The organism is Ereboglobus sp. PH5-10 (genome assembly GCF_029504735.1).
GTDB lineage: Bacteria > Verrucomicrobiota > Verrucomicrobiia > Opitutales > Opitutaceae > Ereboglobus.
Window position 1 is genome coordinate 23,431 of record NZ_JAQFIP010000007.1, and the last position, 16,995, is coordinate 40,425.

The following is a 16,995-nucleotide window of genomic DNA, read 5'->3' on the forward strand; positions in this document are numbered from 1 at the left end:
GGGGAAGCGGAATCGCTAAAACGCAAAAATAGAAAACTAAAAATAAAGAAAAGGAAAGAATAATTCTTATTTTTCTTGTTTTTTGCGAATGTTTCTTTCATTTGTCTGCTAAATAGCATGGAAAAGGAAAATTGATCGCGAGGAGACGCTCTTTCGTGTTCTGCCTCAAACAGAATATATTACCCATGAATAAAATACAAAACGCATTATCTCGCACGACGGACACCAAGGCGCTCATTATTGCCCGCGACGCGCTTCCCCAAACGGCGGAGATGTTCGCAGAGCTGTTTCCCAGCAGGCGCGCGCTTGTCATGGCGGACACAAACACTTATCCGATTGCCGGTCAGGCGGTTGCGGAGTCGTTTCGGCGGGCCGGGATTGGACAGGATGAACCCGTTGTCTTTCAAGCGCCGGAGCCACATGCGGAATGGGCTTATGTTGAGAAACTTATGGGTATTCTCAATGCCACCGACGCGGTGCCCGTTGCCGTGGGTTCGGGTGTGATCAACGACCTCGTCAAGGTCGCCTCGCATCGTTGCGGACGGCGCTACTTGTGCGTTGGCACGGCGGCTTCGATGGACGGCTACACGGCTTACGGGTCGTCGATCACCTACAAGGGCTCGAAGCAGGCTTTCGATTGTCCGGCGCCGCTTGGAATGCTTATCGACACCCGCGTGGTGGCCGCCGCGCCGAGCGACATGTCCGCTTCGGGATACGCCGATTTGCTGGCCAAGGTGCCCGCCGGCGCCGACTGGATTCTCGCCGACGCCATCGGAGCCGAGCCCATGAATAAGCCCGCTTTCGACATGGTGCAGGACGGGTTGCTGAATGCGTTGGGCGATCCGAAAGGTGTGAACGACGGACGGGAGGATCGCGTGGCGCCGCTCGTCGAGGGATTGTTGCTCGCCGGTTTTGCCATGCAGGCGCACCACTCCAGCCGTCCCGCGTCTGGCGCCGAGCACCAGTTCAGCCACCTGTGGGACATGGAGCACCACACTTTTAACGGGCAGGGCGTTTCGCACGGATTCAAGGTGGGCATCGGCACGCTCGCCTCGACCGCGTTTCACGAATTTTTGATCGCCGCGCCCGTCGGCGCGCTCGACATCGACGCGTGCGTCGCCGCCTGGCCGTCGTGGGACGCGACCGAAAAGGAAATACGGCGCGTCTTCAACAACGACGAAAGTTTTCTCGGACGCTGCATCGGCGAAACAAAAGCCAAATACGCGACCCCCGTGGAATTGCGCGCGCAGTTGTCGGCGTTGCGGGAAAAATGGCCGGAACTGAAACCCGCGCTCGAAAAACAAATACTGCCCTTCGCGGAGATAAAACGCCGACTGCGCGAAGTGGGCGCGGCGCATGAGCCGGAGCAGATCGGCATTTCGCGCGCCAAGCTGCGCGAGACGTTCACCAAGGTGCCCTACATGCGGAGCCGCGTGAACGTGATCGACGTCGCCGTCAGGTGCCGGTTTTTCGACGCCTGGCTCGACAAGCTCTTCGGCCCCGGCGGCGTGTGGGAGATCAAATGACCGCCGCATGAAAAATCGAGCCGAGCGGCCGACCATCCCCAACGGGGATGTGTCTCATAGCCCAAGGTTGGCGCGAGTTGCGAGCGCCTACCTTGGGTTTGATGAAAAAGAAAACACAACCCCGAGGGGGTTGTGTCTGCTGAAAATCCACGCCGGACACACCACAGGCCGCAACCCCGTTGGGGTTGGTTGTCTTTTCATTATTCCCGGGGTAGCTCGCCACGCTCGCAACCCCGGGCTATGAGACGGAAGCCCGTTGGGCTTCATGCAACGTCCCCTTTGTTTCGAAATTAATAATAACAGTCCGCCAACCCAAATAAGCCGAACAACCCAAAATGACCCCCGAGCAAAAACAGAGATTCAAATACTGGCAGACACGCACGCTGATAGGGACGATGTTTGGCTACGCGCTGTTCTATTTTGTGCGCAAAAACTTTTCGCTCGCCATGCCCGGCATCGAGGCCGACCTCGGCGTCACCAAAACCCAGCTCGGCATTTTCCTCACGCTCAACGGGCTGATCTACGGCGTCTCGCAACTCGTCAACGGGATGTTCGCGGACCGCAAAAACGCGCGCTGGTATATGTCGATCGGACTCCTCCTGTGCGCATCGGTGAACATATTTTTCGGCTTCGGGGCGGATGTCGCGGCGTTCCTCACGGGCGAGCACGACGGGGCGCGGTTCACCAGCACCATCGTGCTCTTTCTGGGCCTCATGTGGGTGCTCAACGGCATCTTGCAGGGCGCGGGATTTCCGCCCTGCGCGCGATTGCTGACCCATTGGATTCCGCCAAGGGAGCTCGCCACAAAAATGTCGATTTGGAACACCTCGCACTCGGTGGGCGCGGGCCTGGTGGTCATCATGTGCGGCTACATCATGACCAACATGGGCGAGGGGCCGAATCACGTCGGGGCGTGGAGATGGTGCTTTTGGATTCCCGGGCTGATCGCGCTGGCGGGCTCGGCGGCGCTCTTCATGACGCTGCGCGACACGCCCGCGTCCGTCGGCCTGCCCGAACTGGAGGGCACCGAGGTCAGGAAAAACGCCACCAAAAAAGAACAGTCCGCCGAAACCAAGCTGCTGATTCGCAAAAAAGTGTTCGGCAATCCGATCATGTGGATTCTCGCGTTCGCCAATTTTTTTGTCTACATCGTGCGCTTCGCGGTGCTCGACTGGGGGCCGTTTCTCCTGAGCGATTCCAAGGGCGTGAGCCTCGCGCACGCGGGCTGGCTTGTCGCCATGTTCGAAATCGCGGGCATCGCGGGAATGCTTTTCGCGGGATACGCCACCGACCGGTGGCTCGGCGGCAGGGCACACCGCACCTGCGTGTTCTGCATGCTGGGCACGGCCATTTTCATGGCGATATTCTGGCGGCTCGAGCCGGGGATTCCCGTGTGGATTTATTACGCGACACTCTGCGCCGCCGGATTCTGCATCTACGGACCGCAGGCGCTCATCGGCATCGCGGCCGCGAACCAGGCGACCAAAAAAGCCGCGGCCACGGCCAACGGATTTAAGAGCATGTTTGGCTACGCGAGCACGATGATTTCGGGCGTGGGTTTCGGTTACGTGGCCCAGCACTACGGATGGAATTACACCTACCTGGCACTGATCATCGTCTCGTTCATAGGCATGGGCATCCTCATGCTGATGTGGAACACCAAGGCCGACGGCTACGGCGATCTGGAACGCATTGAAACCGCCGGCGAAAAAAGATAGGGAATTATCACTGAATAATGAATGACCACGGATTACACGGATTTACACGGATAAATACAAAATAGCTGGTTTGTATCCGTGCAAATCCGTGTAATCTGTGGTCAATAAAATCAGAAAACCTTAATTCAGGATAACGCCCAAGACCATAGCTCATACCAAAACACACCCGCTCCATGTTAAGCATCGCCGAAAGACATAAGTATATTCTCGACCTCCTCAACACGCACGGATTCGTGCGCGTCACGGACCTCGCGGAGCGTCTCGGCATGACAAAAGTCACCATCCGCAACGACCTCAAGATGCTCGAGGGAAAAGGCATGCTCTACCGCATGCACGGCAGCGCCAGCAAAGCCAACCCGCACGTGAGCGACGTGAACGTGAAAGTGAAGGGACAGTTGAACAGCGAAAAAAAGCGCCTGATCGGACTGGAGGCGGCGCGGCACATTTTGGAGGACGACTCGGTGATCATCGGCTCCGGCTCGACCGTCGAGGCCTTTGCCGCGGTGCTCAAGCCGGTGCGCCACCTGAACGTCGTCACGCTGTCGTTGCGCGTGTCCATGCTGCTCTGCGAGCAGGAAAACATCGACGTGCTGCAACTCGGCGGCAACGTGAACCACAACTCGCTTTCCGTGCGCGGGGATTATTCCGCCTCCGGGCTCGCCAACCTCGTCTGCTCGAAATTGTTCATCGGCGTCGACGGACTGGACCTCGAATACGGCGTCACCGCCTCCACGGTGGAGGAGGCCACGCTCACGCAAAAGATGATGCAAGTGGCGTCCCAAGTGGTGGTGCTGGCGGACTCGTCGAAGTTCGGCAAACGCGGCTTTGGCCGCATCGGATCGCTCGAGGACATCGACATGCTCGTGACCGACGCCGGGATCCCGGAGCATTTCAAAACCGCCCTGGAAGACGCCGGCGTGGACGTGCGCGTGGTGGCGGGCGAAAGGCCATTCGCCTAAAGGACCATTTTGCCGACTGTGGCAAATTAGTCTGGACTATTTTGCCACGTCCGGCAAAACAGTCTCATGTCACAGCGCCTCCGTTTTTACGATTCCCTGCTTGCATGGCATCTCAAAGAATACCGCCAGATGGCATTTGTCAGCGGTCCGAGGCAGGTTGGAAAAACGACCGTGTGCGAAGGCACCGCCGATGTTTGCTGGAATTGGGACAACACTGACGATCGACGCCTAATGTTGTCGGGGCCGTCCGTCATGGCGGATAAAATGGGCATTGGTCAGTTGCGCGAGAAACCGCCGGTTGTGGCCTTTGACGAACTACACAAGTATTCGAAATGGAAAACACTGCTGAAGGGATTTTTTGACACATACGGGAAAAAAATAAAAGTGGTTGTTACGGGGAGCTCGCGTCTGGATGTTTTTCGACGGGGCGGCGACAGCCTCATGGGCAGATATTTGCTTTATCGAATGCATCCGTGGTCGGTCGCGGAATGCCTGCACACGGACATGCCGGCCAATCCTGTTCGTTTGCCAAAAAACGTAACCGATGCCGATTGGGATGCGCTGTGGGCGCATGGTGGATTTCCGGAGCCATTTCTTAAAAGAGACGCCCGTTTCACCAGACGGTGGAACACACTGCGGCAGGAGCAGCTTTCCAGGGAGGATCTGCGCGAGGTGAGCCAGTTGCAGGATTTGGGCACTGTCGAGGTGCTTGTCCAATTGCTGGCGGAACGTTCGTCGCAGCAACTCGTGTATGCCAACCTTGCCTCCGAGATCGGCGTTTCGGTGAACACAATAAAGCGTTGGGTCGATCTGCTCGGACGGTTGCACTATGGATTTTTGGTGCGCCCTTGGTTCAAGAATATCAACAAGGCGTTGCGCAAGGAACCCAAGTGGTTTTTGCGCGATTGGTCCGGCATTGAGGACGTTGGTGCGCGTGCGGAAACATTTGCCGCCTGTCACTTGCTTAAGGCGGTGGAGGGGTGGACCGACATGGGCTTGGGTCGCTTTGAATTATACTACTTGCGCGACAAAATGAAGCGGGAGGTCGACTTCCTCGTGACGCGCGATCGCAAGCCTTGGTTTTTGGCCGAGGTCAAACATTCGGAGACGACGATTTCTCCCGCACTTGGTTATTTTCAAAGGGAAACCAAGGCGGCGCACGCATTTCAGGTTGTCTTGGACATGCCGTATGTGAATGCGGATTGCTTCAAGGAATCCGCCCCCGTGGTTGTTCCGGCGCGCACATTGTTCAGCCAGCTTTTATAATAAAGGAAGAGTGAGTGTTGATAAAAACAGCTTCGTTTTTTGAATTTCTTGCTGCGTAGCGCCACTGGGCGCTGTTTTATTTTTAACATGTCAAAACTCATTGATGGTTCCGTTGCCAAACTTTCCTCGCTTCTCAAGCGCCCGCATTTGTTTCTCACGATTACCGAGCTCCTCGGCTGGGACGAGCAGGTCTATCTTCCCCCCGGCGGGGCGGAGCATCGCGCGGAGCAGCTTTCCGCGCTGGCCGAGGCGGCGCATGCGGCGGTGAGCGATCCGCGCATCGGTGAACAACTCGCCGCGCTCGAAAGTCCGGAGGCGTTCGAAAAACTGACCGCGCCCGAGCGCGCAATCATCCGTTGTGCGCGCCGCGATTATGACCGCGCGACAAAACTTCCCGCCGAATTTGTCCGCGAGAAAGCCGCGCAAACCAGTCGCGCTTATCATGCGTGGGCCGCCGCGCGCGAGAAATCGGACTTTGCCTCCTATGCGCCAATGCTGGAAAAAAACATCGAGCTCGTGCGGCGCGAAGCCGCGCATCTCGGGCATGGCGGCACAGGCGCCGAGGCTTACGATTACATGATCGACCAGCACGATCCCGGCATGAACGCGGCGGTGACCGAAAAGCTCTTCGATGAACTGAAAGCCGGCTTGGCGCCGCTCGTGCGCCGCATCACCGAGTCGCCGGTGAAGGCGCGGCCCGATCTTTTGCGCGGATTTCCCGTGGAGAAACAGCACGCGTTTCTCCGCGAGGTCACGGAGCGCATCGGGTTCGACTACAATCACGGCCGCATCGACATTTCGATCCATCCGTTTTGCTCGGGCACGGGCGACGACATCCGCATGACGACGCGCTACGACGAAAACAACCCGCTCGATTCGCTTTTCAGCGCGATCCACGAGGCAGGGCACGGCATTTATGAGCAGGGGTTGACCGCCGGCGTGCGCCACACCGCGCTCGGGCAGGCCGCGGGCATGGGCGTGCATGAATCGCAAAGCCGCCTGTGGGAAAATCAAGTCGCCCGCAGCCGCGGTTTCTGGCGTTGGTTCGAGCCCAAGTTCCGCGCGGCGTTCCCCGGGCAGATGCGCGCGATTTCGCCGGACGAATTTTACCTCGCGGTCAACGCCGTGCAGCCAACGCTCATCCGCGTCGATGCCGACGAGGTCACATACAACCTGCACATCATTCTGCGCTTCGCGCTGGAGAAAAAACTGTTCTCCGGCGAGCTCGCCATCGCCGACCTGCCGCGCGCGTGGAACGCCGCGTCGCGGGAGCTCCTCGGGCTCGAGCCGCAAAACGACCGCGAGGGCGTTTTGCAGGACGTGCATTGGAGCGCCGCGTCGTTTGGATATTTTCCGAGCTACTGCATTGGCAACATGGTGGCCGCGCAGCTTTGGTATTCCGCGCTGGCCGAGCGTCCCGCGCTCGAGGATGACTTTGCGCGCGGGGATTTTTCGTGGCTGCTGAAATGGCTGCGCGAAAAAATCCACTCGCAAGGCAAGCAACACGACACGCTCGAACTCGTGCGCCACTCAACCGGCGGCGAGCTTTCGCCGAAATGGCTGCTGCGTTATTTGGAGGAGCGTTACGCGCCGCTGTATCTAAAGTGACACCGGCGTTTCCATCGGGTCGCCTGTTTTAAAAATCCATGCTCATCGACACGCACACACATCTCGAATCCTTCCACCGCAAGGGAACGCTTGACGCCGCGCTGGCGAACGCGCGCGAGGCCGGGCTTTCCGCCATGATCACCATCGGCACCTCGACCGACGACTGGGCGCTCTACCGTTCGCTCGCCGCCGCGCATCGCGGGTTTGTGCATTATTCGGCCGGGCTGCATCCGTGCTCGGTCGATGAGAACTGGGAGCGGGAGGTTTCGCAGATCGGGCAATTCTGGACGCGCCATGAAAACGATCCGCTTCCCGTCGCGCTCGGCGAGTGCGGGCTCGACCGCTTTCATCTTCCGAAAAACGACGAGGCGCTCGCCAACCGGATTTTCGCGTGGCAGCGCGCCGCGTTTGCCGCGCAGCTCGAAATCGCCCGCAGTCTTGCGTGCCCGGTCGTGATTCATTCGCGCGGCGCGTTTGACGAATGCGTGCGGATGATCGACGAAAGCGGCGTTGATTGGGCTCGCGTGGTGTTTCACTGCTTTGTCGAGGGCGCGCCGCAAATGCGCGAGCTCATGCAACGCGGCGGGCGGGGCTCGTTCACCGGCGTGCTCACCTACAAGAACGCGGAGCTTGTGCGCGAGGCCGCGCGCGAGCAGGGGCTTTCGCGCTTCATGGTCGAGACGGACGCGCCCTATCTCACGCCCGAGCCGCACCGTGGAAAACCCAACGAGCCCGCCTTCGCGCGGCACACGGCGGAATACGCGGCGGGAAAAGTCTTCAATGTTTCCGCGGAGGAACTGGCCGGCGTGAGCACGCAAAACGCCCGCTCGTTTTTTGGCATTTGACGCTTTTTGATAAGATTGCCGCATGTCCCTATTCTCCAAACTCGTGGCCGAGGCCGAAAAAACCGTTGCGAAGGCGCAACGCAAGCTGCCGCCCGATGTCGCGAAGTATGCCGCCGATTTGCCGGTCGTGTATCACGACTGGCCTGGCGAGGAGATTTTGGACGACGAGTTTGAGCCGGACATCCTCGGCCTGTTCGTGGGCGATCCGCTCGGTGTCGAACCGGGGCTGGGCAATGTCGCGCCCGCCCAGGTGCTTTTGTTTTTGGAGAGCATCTATGATTACGCGGAGGGCGACATGGCGATTTTTCGCGACGAGGTGCGTCTCACCTATTTGCACGAACTCGGGCACTACCTCGGTTGGGACGAGGACGACCTCGAGGCGCGCGGACTGGAATGACCGCCCCGAAACCATTCCCACAAAAACACTGGAATCGCGCGCGCGCGCCCCGCATAGTGCGGTCACGATGAGCCATCATCCATCAACACAAGATTCGCCGCCGTCCGCGCCGCACGCCATTGAGGGCGTTTGGGTTGCCGTGCGCCTCGAATACGCCGGCGAGGCCGCGCCCGACATGGTGCTTGAAAAAACGGAAGTCATTTTTCGCAACGGCAACTACACCGTGCGCTTTGGCGGCGAGACGTCATTCGACGGCACATACTCGCTCACGGAAACACACATTCTCATTGAGGGCCGCCGCGCGTCCGACAAAAATTCGATGACCCTCCGCGGCATCTACCAGCTCGTCGGCAACCGCCTCCGCACCTGCCTCGGCATGGACGGCGTCGCCCCGGAAACCTTCGCGACCAAACCCGGCTCGCAACACTACCTCGGCACCTACCGCCGCATCTCATGAAACGCAACCGCACCGCCATCGCCCGCTCGCTCATCAAACGGCTCGCTTGGGACGAGCTCGACCCCGCGTATCTGCGCCGCCTGGTCGAAATCGCCCGCGACGAAGATCTCGCCGGACTCGGCCTGCGCGCCCGTCCGCGCAAAACCGGTGATCGTTCCACGGGCAGCATCGCCGCCGCGCCGCGCGCCGCCGCCGCAAATCTCGTCGCCCGCCAGGAGCTCGTCGCATGCGGACTTCCGCTCCTGCCCGTCATACTCGCCGCCTATGGCTCCGGCGTTTCCGTCCAGCTTCGCGCCAGGGACGGTAGCCGCATCCGCCCCGGCGGCACGCTCGCCACGCTCTCCGGCGATCCGCGCACGCTCCTCGCCGCCGAACGCATCATCCTCAATTTTCTCCAGCGACTCTCCGGCGTCGCCACGCAAACCCGGCTCTATGCGGACGCCCTCGGCAAGTCGCGCACCCGGCTTTTGGACACGCGCAAAACCACGCCCGGCTACCGCATGCTCGAAAAATACGCAGTCGCTTGCGGGGGCGGCTGGAACCACCGGCTCGGCCTCTTCGACCGCGTCATGCTGAAGGACAACCACCTCGCGCTCCTCGGCTCCAACGACGGGCTCGCCGCCGCCGTCGCCCGCGCAAAGAAAACCGGCCTTCCCGTCGAAGTGGAAGTTGACCGTCTCGACCAAATCCCGCCCGTGCTCGACGCCGGCGCCGACGTCATCCTCCTCGACAACTTCACCCCCGCCATGCTCAAGCGTGCGGTCGCCCTTGTCGGCAGGCGCGCATTCACCGAGGCCAGTGGCGGCATCACCTTGAAAACACTTCCCAAACTCGCCGCGCTCGGACTCGACTTCGTATCCACCGGCGCGCTCGTCCACCAAAGCATCTGGGTCGATATCGGCCTCGATTGGAAAAGCTGAAAAAGCAATTCTCGCAATGCCCGGTCACAACCTTGAAACCAGCATCCTCCGCGCGCTTCTCGAAGACCGCGCGCGCTTCATTTCGGGCGAGCAGCTTGCCGAGAATCTCGGCATCACGCGCGTCGCGGTTTGGCAGCATCTGCAAAAACTCCGCGCCGAGGGATTCGATTTCGAGGCGATTCGCAACGTCGGCTACCGCATCGCGAGCCTTCCCGAGTCGCCCCATGCCGCGCTTCTGCGCATCCTCGTCGGTCCGCGCAAACACACGCCGGCCATCATCGTTCACGAAACGCTCGACAGCACCAACGACGAGGCCACGCGCCAGCTCGCCGCAAATTGCCCCGCGCCATTCATCGTGATTTCCCGCGCCCAAACCAAGGGACGCGGACGTTTCGGACGCCCCTGGCACAGCAGGGAAAACGGCAATCTTTACATCACCTTCGCCTTTCGTCCGCGCGCCACTCCTTCGCACATGCAAACCTTCACGCTCTGGATGGGCGTCAACATTTGCGATCTCGTCACGGCGCATGTGAAAAATACTCCCGGCATCAAATGGCCCAACGACCTTCTTTTCGGCACTCGCAAGGCCGGCGGCATGCTCACGGAGGCCCGCATCGATGCCGACCAGATACGCGACCTCATCTTCGGCCTCGGCCTTAACATCAACAGCGCGCCCGCCGGCTGGCCCGCCGAGCTTCGGCCCGTTGCGACTTCGCTCATTGAGCAAAACGACGGCGCCCCGCTCGACATGAACATCTTCACCGCCGCGCTCATCACGCGCATTCTCGACGCCTACGAGCAATTCATCGACGAACCCGAGGCCACGGCGGCGACCCTCGCCGCGCTTTGGAAAAAACACGATCTCCTGCGCGGCAAACCCATCACCATTCTCTCCGGCAACGAACGCCTCACCGGTATCGCCGGCGGCATCGACCCCGAAGGCTCGCTCATCCTGAAACCCGAATCCGGCCGCCCCCAAAAAGTCCGCGCCGGGGAAGTCACAATTGAGAAAAATTCCAAATCCCAATATCCAAATTCCAAAGAAATCCCAAAAAACAAAACCCCATGAAACCCCCGCCGGAAAATTTGGAAGCACGCACTGCCGAGTTTGCCGCAAACATCAGGTCGTTTGCGAGAAAACTTCCGCGAACCATTTCAAACATGGAGGACGTGAAACAGCTCGTCAGGGCGTCCGGCTCCGTTGCCGCCAATTGCATTGAAGCCAACGAATCCCTTGGTGAAAAAGACAAGCTGCTTCACTTTCAAATCAGCCGAAAAGAAGCCAAGGAATGCGGACTTTGGCTGCGACTTGTTCATATCGGTGAAGCCGCGGCGCTGGATAAGCAAAGAAATATTCTCGCGCAAGAATCTCATGAGCTGCGTTTCATTTTGTCCGCTATCATTAAAAAACTGGAATAGTCATTTTTGAGGTTTTGAATTTCGTGATTTGAGATTTTTTTGAAATTTGGGCGTTGGGATTTGGAATTTTTCATCAAGCTTACACACACACTGCAGATGTTATTTTGCATAGACATTGGCAACACCCACACGCACTACGGCGTCGTAGCCGAAGGCGACGGCGCGCGCGCGCAATACGACACGCCCACGCGCACCCTTGAGGACCCCGCCAGCGGCATCGGTCCGAAAATCGCCGATCTCCTCGCGCGCCAGCCCGGAATCATCGGGCTCGCTTACTGCTCCGTCGTTCCCGCCGCCACCGAGGCGCTCCGCCGCGTCCTCGCGCGCGACAAGTTTTCGCTTCCCGCGCTCCACCTCACGCACGACAAAAAACTCGGCGTCCCCATCACTTACCCGCGCCCGGGGGAAATCGGGCAGGATCGCCTCGCCAATGCCGCCGCCGCGCGCCTTCTCGGCGAGCTCCCCGCCGTCGTTATCGACATGGGCACGGCGGTCACATTCGACATCATCACCCGCGCGCACGGATACGAGGGCGGCATCATCGCCCCCGGCGTCGAGCTCATGCGCCGTTATCTCCACGAGCAAACCGCGCAACTCCCCCTCCTCGACGAATCAATCGACGTCACCCGCGCCGTCGGCCAGTCCACAATCGAGGCCATGCGCATCGGCACCGTGGTTGGTTTTGGCGGGATGATCCAGGCGCTTCTCGATACCGTGATCGCCGACCTTGCCAGGCGCGGCGAAACAACCCCGCGCATTTACAGCACCGGCGGTTCCGCCGCCCTCTTGCGCGACCGGCTCAAAACTCCCTTCGAGGTTGTCCCCGATCTCACGCTCCGCGGCCTCGCGGCCGCGTGGAAACTCAACCATGAATAAGACAAGAGGCCAGAGTGCCGGAGACCAGAAAACCAGGGGCCAAACCTCCGGCCTCCCTCCTCTTTTCCCCGGCATCCTCACCCAGGTGGCGTTTGAAAAACTTGCAGCCCGCTACAAGCGCGCGCACGGTCTCGATCTCGCCGCCATCGACTCCGCCGGCAAGGTTCTCGCCGGTCGTATCCATTGCGCGGATACAAAAACCGCCCGCGCCGCCGGTCCCTCAGCTTTCAGTCATTCAGCCTTTTTCAACCAGGCGCTCGAGGAAACTCTCCGCTGGGGCGAGCCCTGCATCATGTGCTGCCCTTGTGGAAACGCGCTCTGGGCCGTGCCCGTGATGCGCAACCAGCAAACGCTCGGCGGGCTTCTCGTTGCCGGCGTCCCCCTTGAGCCCGACGGCCCCGCCGGCGAGCTTGACCGCAGCCTGCTCTCGGCCAGTCACGGCCTCCTCAATCTTGCCGCGCGGGAAAACCTCACCAACACCGCGCTCCTTGAGCAAAACCGCCTTGCGGCGCGCCGCGAGTCGGGTCGCGCCGAGGCCCTGCACGATCTCAAGGAACGCCTCTACGACGAAATCCGCAGCGCCTATCTTCACGAGGAACCCGCGCTCCTCGCCGCCATCCAGCGCGGCGAGCGCGCCGAGGCGCGCGGCATCATCAACCGCATACTCACGGCCATCTACGCGCGCGGCGCCGGACGTCGCAGCCTGCTCAAAACCCTCTCGCTCGAACTCGTCGTCATGATGGCCCGCGCCGCGGTGCAAGCCGGCGCCGAACCCGAAAAAGTCCTCGGCCTCAACTACCGTTCGCTCACCGAGCTCGCCGACGTGCATTCACAGGAGGACCTTTCGCGCTGGCTCTGCGACATGCTCGAGCAGCTCATCGACGCGATGGGCGCGCCCGCCGCGCACCCCAACGCCGTGCAACTCGCCCGCGCCGTCGCCCACATCGAGCAACACTACGCCAACGACCTCACACGCGACGAAGTTGCCCGCGCCGCCGGTCTTTCCCCCGGGCATTTTTCGCACCTCATGCGCGAGCACGCCGGCGCCACCTTTACCGGGCTGCTCCTCCGCATCCGCCTCGACAACGCCCGCCGCCGCCTCGCCCGTGAAAACGCCCCTGTCGCCGAAATCGCCCAATCCTGCGGTTTCAGCGACCAAAGTTATTTCACCCGCGTCTTCAAAAAAGCCTTCAGTGAAACTCCCGCCGCCTACCGCCAGCGCACCCGTGGCGCGGTTTTGTAGCACAGTTGCCAGCCCTCGGGGCTGGGGATGATTGACGCGACCAGAGGCTTCGTCCTACAAAAACCTTAAAATCTAGCGAACGGTTATCCCGGCTTGGATTTGTTTGGCGTTTTGCCGAGCTTGCTTGATCGATTTTTTAGGAAGGTCTTTCTCAAGCCTTTTGATAAGGGCATTAGCCTTGGCTTCAAGTGAGTCAGTGAGTTCTTTTTGGTTCGCTTTGACTGTATAAAGCCAGGCGAGCGCTTCGACCTCATCCTTGTCGATGCCTTCGCCATCATAGTATGCAACGGCAAGCTGAAACTGCGCTTCTCCATGACCTTGTGCGGCAGCCTTTTGATACAATTTGAACGCTGCGGGCAGATCCTTGGGTGTGCCCGCACCATGGTAATGCATGGTGGCAAGGTTGTATTGTCCCTTGGAGTCGCCTTGTTCAGCCGCCTTTTGAAACCACTTGACTGCAGCAGGGAGGTTTTGGGGTGTTCCTTCGCCAGCGCGATACATAAGCGCGAGGCTGTGTTGCGCCCACGCATTTCCTTGTTCAGCTGCCTTTTGATACCATTTGAACGCGGACAGGAGATCTTTTGATGTGCCTTGCCCCATTTTATACATGTAGGCGAGGTTGTATTGAGCGTTTACATGCCCCTGTTCAGCCGCAGTTTGGAAGTATTTGAATGCGGTGGATATGTCCTTGGGCGTGCCTCGCATTAAATGCGCAAGGCCAAGATTGTATTGCTCTTTTGCGTCCGGCTTTTTTTCTGGTTCATCCAGCGCCTTTTCAACCGCCTCGGAAAGCGCATTCCATTTGGTTTTTAGCTCTTCGGAGTCTTGAAAAAGCGCCCTATATGCCGTCAAAAGCTCCTTCGTTTTTTTGTAATCTTTTTTGAAGTAATAATTTTCCACTATCAGCATGTATATCTGTGGATTGAGTTTTTCTTTTTTAATATATATATTTTCTGCAATTTTTAAGGTCTCAATTGAATCATCAAATTTTGCCTGTCCTCTTTGGACAATGGCGAGCAACACAAGCGCCTGCTCATTCTCGGGGTTATCCTTAAGCTCAAGTTCAAGCTCGGAGATGACTTGGTTTGCCGCAGACGGCCCTTTTGCATAAAGCTCGAGAGCCTTGTCGAAATGTCGTCCTGCAAACGCAAGCGGGCTGAGAAATGTGAATAATATCAATATATATTTTTTCATCTTTTGAAATGGGTATAAAAAAGCGAAAGGACGTTCGCGTCGCTGTTTCTAATTTTTAGAAACGCTTAGTGATGCTGTAAAAAACAGTTGAACGGTCAATCGAGATTCATCGTTTGCCAAAACGGATAGTGCAATCTGCGCAATGGGCGCGACATTGAGTGGAAGACTGGCGGAAGCCCCGCGCTGTCGAAAACCTCGCAACACGGCGTGCCGATGATGTTTTGCCCCGCCCTATGGCGTTATGAAACGCCGCCCGCCACTCCGGTTTCGCTCATCTTGCAATTGTCACTTCACCTTCGCCAATTGCCTTTTCACCCATTCCGCTTCGTCGGTCATGTTGTGCTTGCGATAAAAGGCCTCCAGTTCGCGGTAGCGTTTCACGGGGTCAAAGCGGATCGCCTCGCGCAGTTTTCGGAGGCAGATTATGCACGCATGCTGGGGCTGCCGGTCCGCCTCGGCCAACGTGTTCGAGCCGTTTATCAGGCATTGATAATAAACACAGTGCCACAATCCAAACATGTGGGCGACCTCATGCGCGAGTGTGTGACAGCTTCGCCACAACATCCGCTTTTCGAAGTCCGCCGGGCGTCCCGTCATTCCGATGCCGAGGAACGCGGGATCATGCCTCGCGAAACTGAACACGCCCACGCGTTCCCTCAGTGACGCCTGCCCGAACACAAAATTCCACGACGCCTGCGGATACAAATCAGTCATTGTCACCCCGATCATGCAGTAGGCGTCCTTTGGCAGCAATTCGCGCAAAAACGCCATGATGCTTCCCGTGAGAATCTGCCGTTTCCCGCTGTATTTGTTGATGCGCGGCGAGAACAACTCCTCCGCAGGCTCGAAAACCGGAAGCACTCGCACCTCCATTTGAAAAAACACCGCCGCATATTCGCGCAACGCCTCCAGCGACGGGCTCGCTTCCTCCTCGAATTTTCCGATCGGAAAAAGATAAATCACGCGGCGCGCGTTGTCGGGCCGGTTGGCGTTGCTCCGCTTGTAATCCGGAAAAGTTTGCCCGCGTTCCTTGTGGCGCGACAGCCAGTCACTCGGCCCCGGCTTTGCAATAACCTCAAAGTCCGCATCCGCCGCGAGCAGTTTTCGAAACGGTTCGGACTCGTCCGAAACATCACCCAGCGCTCGTGCGCGCGCCTCCTCCGACGGCGCGACAAATTCCGCGCCGCATGTTTTTACTGGCAAAACTATCAGGGCCAAAACAACGCACAGGCGCAGGGGTATGTTCATGTTTCGCATGAAACTGTTTTTTTCCGGGAAATAAAGCGCAATGGACTTCCTGAAAAAACATCGCCGCATCCATGTTGTTGATTGCTCCTCTTTGGGATCCGATATTGCGGGTATGTGGTGAAGCGCACTTGACGCTATCAGCTTGTGGAGAGCATAAATCCATGCGCGATCGAAACTCCAACAAATCCCAACCCCCATATTATGAAAAAGTGCCTCATTGTCTTGTTACTCACCAGCGTAGCCCTGCTCAGCGGCTGTGTTACCGGTCGGCGTTCGGTTTCCCTTGGCGTTCCTCAGGTCACTCCGGGGGCCGTTGACAGGGGTGCCATCCAGATCACTTCGGTTGCGGACAATCGCGAATTTCAAAACAACCCGCTTGATGCGTCAGTGCCCTCAATCAACGGCGATGTCTCGACCATGACGCCCGAACAAAAATCAAAAATGATCGGACGCCAGCGCAACGGTTTTGGAAAAGCGATGGGCGACATCGCCCTGGCCAACAACGAATCCGTCCCACAGCGCGCCCAGGCCCTTGTCGAGGCCGCGCTCAAAAAACGCGGTTATAAAATCGCAACCGATGGCTCCGCGCCCGTGACCGCGTCGGTTTCGGTCGATGAATTTTGGGCGTGGTTCACGCCGGGAATGTGGACGATTTCCTTCGAGGCCAAAGTCGTCTGCACGATTACGCTCACAAGGGCGGGCTCGCCCGCAAGCGTCACCATACGCGGCCATGGTATGAACAAGGGCCAGGTTGCAAGTGATGAAAACTGGCAGCGCGCCTATGATCGCGCCTTTGCGGATTTCCTCGAGAAGTTCGACAAGGAACTCGACACCACGCCATTCTGACGCGCGATCAGATCGCCCGTGTTTTTATCTTAGCAGCGTGATCTCGCGTCGCGCGGCGGCGATCCGCTCGTCGATTCCCGCGCCGGGAAATTTTTCCGCCGTCAACTCCAGCAACTGCCGCGCATACTGCCACGCGCCGCGCGCCAGCGCCTGTTGCTCCTTGTAAACATACACCCGCGCCATTTCCGACAGCAGGTCGGCTTGCAGCAGGCATTTTGCGCGCGCCTCGTCCGCCGCCTCGCCTAATGTCAGCGCGCGAAACTGCTCCTCCGGCGCGAGTCCCATGAACAACGCCGCCTTGCGCCCGAACAAGCGTTCCTGCGCCTGCAGGATCGCCATCATCGCGTCATCAGGCCGCTCCGCCTCGCGCAGCCGCACAACTTGCGAAAGAAATTCCCGCAGTTGGTCGAGAAGCCGCAAAATATAATCGCGCTGGAGGCTCATGCAAAAAACGTATCCCAAATGAAACGCCC

General features: G+C 58.8%; 17 protein-coding genes. 14 read left to right on the forward strand and 3 right to left on the reverse strand.

Going from position 1 to position 16,995, the window contains the following annotated elements:
- Positions 1 to 185: 185 nt before the first annotated feature.
- The 13 genes from M2447_RS07240 (at position 186) to M2447_RS07300 (ending at position 13,234) form a co-directional block, all read left to right on the forward strand.
- Complete coding sequence (locus tag M2447_RS07240; protein WP_277558004.1) at positions 186 to 1,526, forward strand: sn-glycerol-1-phosphate dehydrogenase; 1,341 nt, start codon at positions 186 to 188, stop codon at positions 1,524 to 1,526.
- Between the two features lie 335 nt (positions 1,527 to 1,861).
- Positions 1,862 to 3,244, forward strand: a complete 1,383-nt coding sequence (locus tag M2447_RS07245; protein WP_277558005.1) for an MFS transporter — start codon at positions 1,862 to 1,864, stop codon at positions 3,242 to 3,244.
- A 173-nt stretch (positions 3,245 to 3,417) separates the two neighbouring features.
- Complete coding sequence (locus tag M2447_RS07250; RefSeq protein WP_277558006.1) at positions 3,418 to 4,203, forward strand: DeoR/GlpR family DNA-binding transcription regulator; 786 nt, start codon at positions 3,418 to 3,420, stop codon at positions 4,201 to 4,203.
- A 66-nt stretch (positions 4,204 to 4,269) separates the two neighbouring features.
- Positions 4,270 to 5,469, forward strand: coding sequence for an AAA family ATPase (locus tag M2447_RS07255; protein WP_277558007.1), 1,200 nt, complete (start codon positions 4,270 to 4,272; stop codon positions 5,467 to 5,469).
- Between the two features lie 87 nt (positions 5,470 to 5,556).
- Positions 5,557 to 7,077 (forward strand): carboxypeptidase M32, encoded by a 1,521-nt coding sequence (locus M2447_RS07260; RefSeq protein ID WP_277558008.1) that lies wholly within the window; start codon positions 5,557 to 5,559, stop codon positions 7,075 to 7,077.
- 38 nt (positions 7,078 to 7,115) lie between these two features.
- Complete coding sequence (locus tag M2447_RS07265; protein WP_277558009.1) at positions 7,116 to 7,922, forward strand: TatD family hydrolase; 807 nt, start codon at positions 7,116 to 7,118, stop codon at positions 7,920 to 7,922.
- Between the two features lie 22 nt (positions 7,923 to 7,944).
- Positions 7,945 to 8,319, forward strand: coding sequence for a metallopeptidase family protein (locus M2447_RS07270; RefSeq protein WP_108824606.1), 375 nt, complete (start codon positions 7,945 to 7,947; stop codon positions 8,317 to 8,319).
- A gap of 67 nt (positions 8,320 to 8,386) precedes the next feature.
- On the forward strand, positions 8,387 to 8,776 hold the full coding sequence (locus M2447_RS07275; RefSeq protein WP_108824607.1) for a hypothetical protein: 390 nt from the start codon (positions 8,387 to 8,389) through the stop codon (positions 8,774 to 8,776).
- Entirely contained in the window at positions 8,773 to 9,696 is a 924-nt protein-coding gene (gene nadC, locus M2447_RS07280; protein ID WP_277558010.1) for a carboxylating nicotinate-nucleotide diphosphorylase, read from the forward strand. Before M2447_RS07275 ends, nadC begins: the two co-directional genes overlap by 4 nt.
- A gap of 16 nt (positions 9,697 to 9,712) precedes the next feature.
- The gene (locus tag M2447_RS07285; protein ID WP_277510497.1) at positions 9,713 to 10,765 is read left to right on the forward strand and encodes a biotin--[acetyl-CoA-carboxylase] ligase; all 1,053 of its coding nucleotides are present in this window, start codon (positions 9,713 to 9,715) and stop codon (positions 10,763 to 10,765) included.
- Positions 10,762 to 11,115, forward strand: a complete 354-nt coding sequence (locus tag M2447_RS07290) for a four helix bundle protein (protein WP_277510498.1) — start codon at positions 10,762 to 10,764, stop codon at positions 11,113 to 11,115. Before M2447_RS07285 ends, M2447_RS07290 begins: the two co-directional genes overlap by 4 nt.
- A gap of 96 nt (positions 11,116 to 11,211) precedes the next feature.
- Positions 11,212 to 11,991 (forward strand): type III pantothenate kinase, encoded by a 780-nt coding sequence (locus tag M2447_RS07295; protein WP_277558011.1) that lies wholly within the window; start codon positions 11,212 to 11,214, stop codon positions 11,989 to 11,991.
- Entirely contained in the window at positions 11,984 to 13,234 is a 1,251-nt protein-coding gene (locus tag M2447_RS07300; protein ID WP_277558012.1) for a helix-turn-helix domain-containing protein, read from the forward strand. The genes M2447_RS07295 and M2447_RS07300 overlap by 8 nt, the downstream gene beginning before the upstream one ends.
- Before the next feature lie 72 nt (positions 13,235 to 13,306).
- Here M2447_RS07300 and M2447_RS07305 read toward each other — a convergent pair whose 3' ends face one another.
- Both M2447_RS07305 and M2447_RS07310 read right to left on the reverse strand, forming a co-directional pair.
- Positions 13,307 to 14,428: a tetratricopeptide repeat protein gene (locus M2447_RS07305; protein ID WP_277558013.1), complete on the reverse strand. Its 1,122-nt coding sequence runs from the start codon at positions 14,426 to 14,428 to the stop codon at positions 13,307 to 13,309.
- 285 nt (positions 14,429 to 14,713) lie between these two features.
- Complete coding sequence (locus M2447_RS07310) at positions 14,714 to 15,676, reverse strand: archaemetzincin (RefSeq protein ID WP_277558014.1); 963 nt, start codon at positions 15,674 to 15,676, stop codon at positions 14,714 to 14,716.
- 201 nt (positions 15,677 to 15,877) lie between these two features.
- On the opposite strand from M2447_RS07310, the gene M2447_RS07315 reads away from it, so the two are divergent.
- Positions 15,878 to 16,522, forward strand: coding sequence for a YajG family lipoprotein (locus tag M2447_RS07315; RefSeq protein WP_277558015.1), 645 nt, complete (start codon positions 15,878 to 15,880; stop codon positions 16,520 to 16,522).
- A gap of 24 nt (positions 16,523 to 16,546) precedes the next feature.
- On the opposite strand, the gene M2447_RS07320 is transcribed toward M2447_RS07315, so the two are convergent.
- The gene (locus M2447_RS07320) at positions 16,547 to 16,966 is read right to left on the reverse strand and encodes a hypothetical protein (RefSeq protein WP_277510506.1); all 420 of its coding nucleotides are present in this window, start codon (positions 16,964 to 16,966) and stop codon (positions 16,547 to 16,549) included.
- Positions 16,967 to 16,995 lie beyond the last annotated feature (29 nt).

Coding starts and splice junctions, on each gene's coding strand:
- M2447_RS07300 (WP_277558012.1), top strand. CDS start 11,984: ATGAATAAGACAAGAGGCCAGAGTGCCGGAGACCAGAAAACCAGGGGC.
- M2447_RS07240 (WP_277558004.1), top strand. CDS start 186: ATGAATAAAATACAAAACGCATTATCTCGCACGACGGACACCAAGGCG.
- M2447_RS07270 (WP_108824606.1), top strand. CDS start 7,945: ATGTCCCTATTCTCCAAACTCGTGGCCGAGGCCGAAAAAACCGTTGCG.
- M2447_RS07260 (WP_277558008.1), top strand. CDS start 5,557: ATGTCAAAACTCATTGATGGTTCCGTTGCCAAACTTTCCTCGCTTCTC.
- M2447_RS07275 (WP_108824607.1), top strand. CDS start 8,387: ATGAGCCATCATCCATCAACACAAGATTCGCCGCCGTCCGCGCCGCAC.
- M2447_RS07285 (WP_277510497.1), top strand. CDS start 9,713: ATGCCCGGTCACAACCTTGAAACCAGCATCCTCCGCGCGCTTCTCGAA.
- M2447_RS07290 (WP_277510498.1), top strand. CDS start 10,762: ATGAAACCCCCGCCGGAAAATTTGGAAGCACGCACTGCCGAGTTTGCC.
- M2447_RS07250 (WP_277558006.1), top strand. CDS start 3,418: ATGTTAAGCATCGCCGAAAGACATAAGTATATTCTCGACCTCCTCAAC.
- M2447_RS07315 (WP_277558015.1), top strand. CDS start 15,878: ATGAAAAAGTGCCTCATTGTCTTGTTACTCACCAGCGTAGCCCTGCTC.
- nadC (WP_277558010.1), top strand. CDS start 8,773: ATGAAACGCAACCGCACCGCCATCGCCCGCTCGCTCATCAAACGGCTC.
- M2447_RS07265 (WP_277558009.1), top strand. CDS start 7,116: ATGCTCATCGACACGCACACACATCTCGAATCCTTCCACCGCAAGGGA.
- M2447_RS07295 (WP_277558011.1), top strand. CDS start 11,212: ATGTTATTTTGCATAGACATTGGCAACACCCACACGCACTACGGCGTC.
- M2447_RS07305 (WP_277558013.1), bottom strand. CDS start 14,428: ATGAAAAAATATATATTGATATTATTCACATTTCTCAGCCCGCTTGCG.
- M2447_RS07320 (WP_277510506.1), bottom strand. CDS start 16,966: ATGAGCCTCCAGCGCGATTATATTTTGCGGCTTCTCGACCAACTGCGG.
- M2447_RS07310 (WP_277558014.1), bottom strand. CDS start 15,676: ATGAACATACCCCTGCGCCTGTGCGTTGTTTTGGCCCTGATAGTTTTG.
- M2447_RS07245 (WP_277558005.1), top strand. CDS start 1,862: ATGACCCCCGAGCAAAAACAGAGATTCAAATACTGGCAGACACGCACG.
- M2447_RS07255 (WP_277558007.1), top strand. CDS start 4,270: ATGTCACAGCGCCTCCGTTTTTACGATTCCCTGCTTGCATGGCATCTC.